Source organism: Zemynaea arenosa, from assembly GCF_004614185.1.
GTDB classification, from domain to species: Bacteria; Pseudomonadota; Gammaproteobacteria; order Burkholderiales; family Burkholderiaceae_D; genus Telluria; species Telluria arenosa.
In genome coordinates this window covers 1-3,578 of sequence record NZ_SPVF01000265.1, presented here as the reverse complement: position 1 = coordinate 3,578, position 3,578 = coordinate 1, and the positions used below count along the sequence as shown (strand labels likewise).

Sequence of the window (3,578 nt, the reverse complement as noted above, 5' to 3'; positions counted from 1 at the left end):
GACCACCGCCGGCGTGACCGGTTGCTGCGCGGTCGGCGGGATATTGGCGACGCCCGGGCGGATGGCCGGAGCCACGGTCCCGGTCTGCCCCGGCTGCACCGGCACCGCGCTCTGGCGCGGCGTGGTGTCGGGGCGGCGGCGGAAACTGGTCTCGGTTCCAGCCACGAATTCGGACGCCGACGCGGGCGGCCGCTGCACGCTGCGGATCAGGTGCGGCGTGATCGACAGCACGATCTCGGATTTGGAGCTGTCGTCCGTCCCGCTGCCGAACAGGCGGCCCAGCAGTGGCACCTCGGACAAAATCGGCAGGCCGGATTTGCCGTTGCGTTCTTCCTTGTTGATCAGGCCCGCCAGTACCTGGTTCTCGCCGTCCTTCAACTGCAGAAAGGTGCTGGCCTGGCGCGTGCCGATGGTGTAGGCCACCGCGCCCGAAGTCAGCGGCGTCTTGCCGATCACGTTGGAGACTTCCAGCGCCACGCGGATGCCCACTTCGTTATTCAGGTAGATGGTCGGCTCCACGTTCAGGGTCAGGCCCACGTCCACGTAGTTGATCGACTCGGACGCGAAGCCGTTCGCGCCCGGCGACACGGTGGTGGTGATATTCGGGATCTTCTGCCCGATCAGGACCTTGGCCTTCTCCTTGTTGCGCACGCGGATGCGCGGGTTGGCCAGCAGGTTGCTGTTGTCCGCGGTGCCGTGCGCGTTGACGCTGGCGGCCACGCCGGACACGCCCACGTTGTAGCTGTTCAGGCCTTTCAGCTCGGCGATGGTGATCGGGCTGTCCCCTGTGATGAGCGGCGCCAGCGCCAGCTTCTCGGGCCAGGAAATGCCCAGCTCCGTCAGGCGGCTGCGGTTGATCTCCAGGATCTCCACCTCCAGCATCACCTCGGCCTCCGAGATGTCCTGCAGCGCCACCAGCTTCTCGGCCAGGCGGATCGCCTCCGGGCTGTCGCGCACGATCAGGAGGTTGAGCTTTTCGTCCACCACCACGTCGCGCGACTTGAGGATGGTCTTCAGCGTATTGGCCACCGACTTGGCCTCGGCGTTGGCGAGGTAGAAGGTCTTGACCACCATCTGCTGGTATTCCTTCTGCTTCTGCGGCAGGTTCGGATAGATCAGGATGGTGTTCGGGTCCATCACGCGCTGCTCCAGCTGGTTGGTGAGCAGGAGCGAATCGATGGCCGCTTCCACGGTGCTGTTCTTCAGGAAGATGGAGGTGCGCTGGTCGGTCTTCACGTCCTTATCGAACAGGAAGTTCAGGCCGGAGCGGCGCGACAGCACCTCGAACACCTGCTTGAGCGGAGCGTCGCGGAATTCGATAGTGACCGGCTGCTTGTAGGCGGCCGCCAGCGAGGCCTCGCCATTGGTCTGCGACGCCAGTTCGTCGATCTGGGACAGCAGCTGGCGCGCCGGTTCGTACTGCGGGCGCTCGGTCATGATGTCTTCCGCGATGCTGCGCGCGGCGGCATAGTCCTTGCGGTCGAAGGCGCCCTGCGCATCGGCCAAGCGGCGACCCAGGCGCGCATCGGCTTCCAGGGCGCGCAGGCCCTGGCGCGCACGCTCGTGGCCCGCGTCGATCGCCAAGGCGCGCCGGAAGTCGGCGGCCGCCTGGTCGGTCTGGCCATTCTCCAGCTCACGCATGGCCTGGTTGACGTAGCGGGTCGCATAGCGGTCGCGCAGTTGCAGGTAGGCGGTGCGGAACTGCGGATTCTGCGGGTCGGCGGCAATCGCTTCCTGCAGCTTGCCCAACGCGGCCTCGATCTTGTCTTCCCGGGCGAGGGACTGGCTGTCGCGGTAGGCCATCTGGCCGGCGCAGCCCAGCAGCGCGAGCGCCAGCAGCGGCGGCGCGGCCAGGTTGCGCAGTCGTTGGATGAAGGGGCTCCCCATTATTCGGTGACTCCAATATTCAGCTGTTGGACCTGGTTCAGCGGCAGATAGGTCAGGGTCATGTTCGGCGGCGCGATGCTGTCCACGCGCCAGGTGTTATCGAGGACGTCGCCCTGCTTCACCAGCATGACGCGTTCGCCCTGGGTCAGGTAGACCTCCCACCCGGCCGCGGAGCGCGCCTTGCCGATGAAGACGTAGGTCAGCGGCGGTGCGGTGGGCTCGGGTGGTGGCGGGGGCGGGCCCGCAGGCGCAGGCGGTGGCGGTGGCGTCCAGTTCTGGCTCAGGAAGGCCGATTCACTGTCGTCGCTGTCGGCGCCCATCAATTCGTCGCGCGGGATCAGGCGGGCGATGGCGACGTCGGCCGGCGCGGCGCTGCTGCTTGCGGTGGCCGGAGACGGACCCGCGGGCGATGGCGTGGTTGGCAGGTGCGGCGCGGCGGCGCGCTGCACTGGTTCGGCAATCCCGGTGTCCGGCGTGCGGTCGCCAAAGATCACCAGCCCGGCCGCGATGGCCAGCGCCAGGCCCATGCCGATGTGGCGCGGCTTCATGGCTGGCCTCCGGGCGCCAGAATTAAGGTGTCACGCAGCCGCAGGATCATGGCTGACCTCCGGGTGCCAGGTAGAGGGTGAAACGCAGGCGCGCTTCCACGGCGGCGTCGCCGATGGCTTCGCGCTTGAAGCTGATGTCGTCCAGCGAGGCAAACGGAATCGCGGACAGGGCCAGCATGGCGAACTGCCACACCGCCTTGTACGATCCTTTCACCGGCAGCATGATCTGGTAGGTGGCCACGCCGGCGGCGCGGTCGTAGCCGGACTTGTATTCCCCCTGGCGCAGCGTGAGGCCGGTCTTGGCGGCGAGGCCGAACAGGGTGCGCACCTGCAGCTCGGCGTAGCGGCGCTCGCCGAGGCTCTTGTAGAACAGGACCAGGTTGTCGTTGGCGGTGGCGGGCGGCGCGATCGTCTTGATCGCCGGGGGCGGCAATGCGGCCGCAGCCAGCGCGACCCGGTTCTGGTCCGCCAGCGCGAGGCGGCGCGGCACCAGCCAGCCGAGGGCCAGCGCGGACAGCACCAGTACCACGAGGCCGATGGTGGCCACCGGGCCGAGGGTGGAGGCGGCCACGCGCAGGCGCAGGCCGACCGAGGCGAAGTTCAGCGCCTTCATGGCCTTCATGGCATCCCCCGCGCGGGTGCGGACCACGAGGCTTCGACCTGGAAGCGCAACGGCTTGTTGGGGTCGATGTCGTTGGTCTCGTGGCGCAGCAGGGCCACGTCGTTGAAGAGCTCTTCCTTCTTCAGCAGTTCGATGTAGCCGATCATGCCTTCGCTGTCCTTGGCTTCGGCGGTGATGCGCACGGTGCGGCGGCGCGCGTCCGGCTCCAGCGCCAGCAGCGCGATGGTGGGCGGGGTGGCTTCGGCCACGGCATCGCGCAGGTCGCGCCACGGGAGATTGAGCTGCAGGACGGCCGTGTTGACGGCGGTGGCCTGGGCGGCGGGGATGTTCACCTTTTGCGTGGCCACCGGGGCCACGGCCACCGGCGCGTGGCGCGCGTTGGCCACCGCCAGCTGTTCTTCAAAGGTTTTCTGCTGCTGCACGGTGAGCCAGGCGACGCCGCCCGCCGCCGCCAGGCACGCCGCGGCGATGGCAGCCAGCGCCCACGCGGCCGGGTGGGTGCGGTACAGCACCCGCTGCGC

Annotated in this window: 4 protein-coding genes; all 4 read right to left on the bottom strand. The window is 68.3% G+C overall.

Annotated elements, in window-relative coordinates:
- A partial coding sequence (locus tag E4L96_RS21860; RefSeq protein ID WP_135209338.1) for a secretin GspD/PilQ domain-containing protein occupies positions 1-1,887 on the bottom strand: 1,887 nt, incomplete at its 3' end.
- Complete coding sequence (locus E4L96_RS21855; RefSeq protein ID WP_135209337.1) at positions 1,887-2,435, bottom strand: hypothetical protein; 549 nt, start codon at positions 2,433-2,435, stop codon at positions 1,887-1,889. The genes E4L96_RS21855 and E4L96_RS21860, both read right to left, overlap by 1 nt.
- A gap of 46 nt (positions 2,436-2,481) precedes the next feature.
- Positions 2,482-3,057, bottom strand: coding sequence for a hypothetical protein (locus E4L96_RS21850; RefSeq protein WP_229414699.1), 576 nt, complete (start codon positions 3,055-3,057; stop codon positions 2,482-2,484).
- Positions 3,054-3,578: PilN domain-containing protein (locus tag E4L96_RS21845; RefSeq protein ID WP_135209336.1), on the bottom strand; the 525-nt coding region annotated here is incomplete at its 5' end. The genes E4L96_RS21850 and E4L96_RS21845, both read right to left, overlap by 4 nt.

Coding starts and splice junctions, on each gene's coding strand:
- E4L96_RS21855 (WP_135209337.1), bottom strand. CDS start 2,435: ATGAAGCCGCGCCACATCGGCATGGGCCTGGCGCTGGCCATCGCGGCC.
- E4L96_RS21850 (WP_229414699.1), bottom strand. CDS start 3,057: ATGAAGGCCATGAAGGCGCTGAACTTCGCCTCGGTCGGCCTGCGCCTG.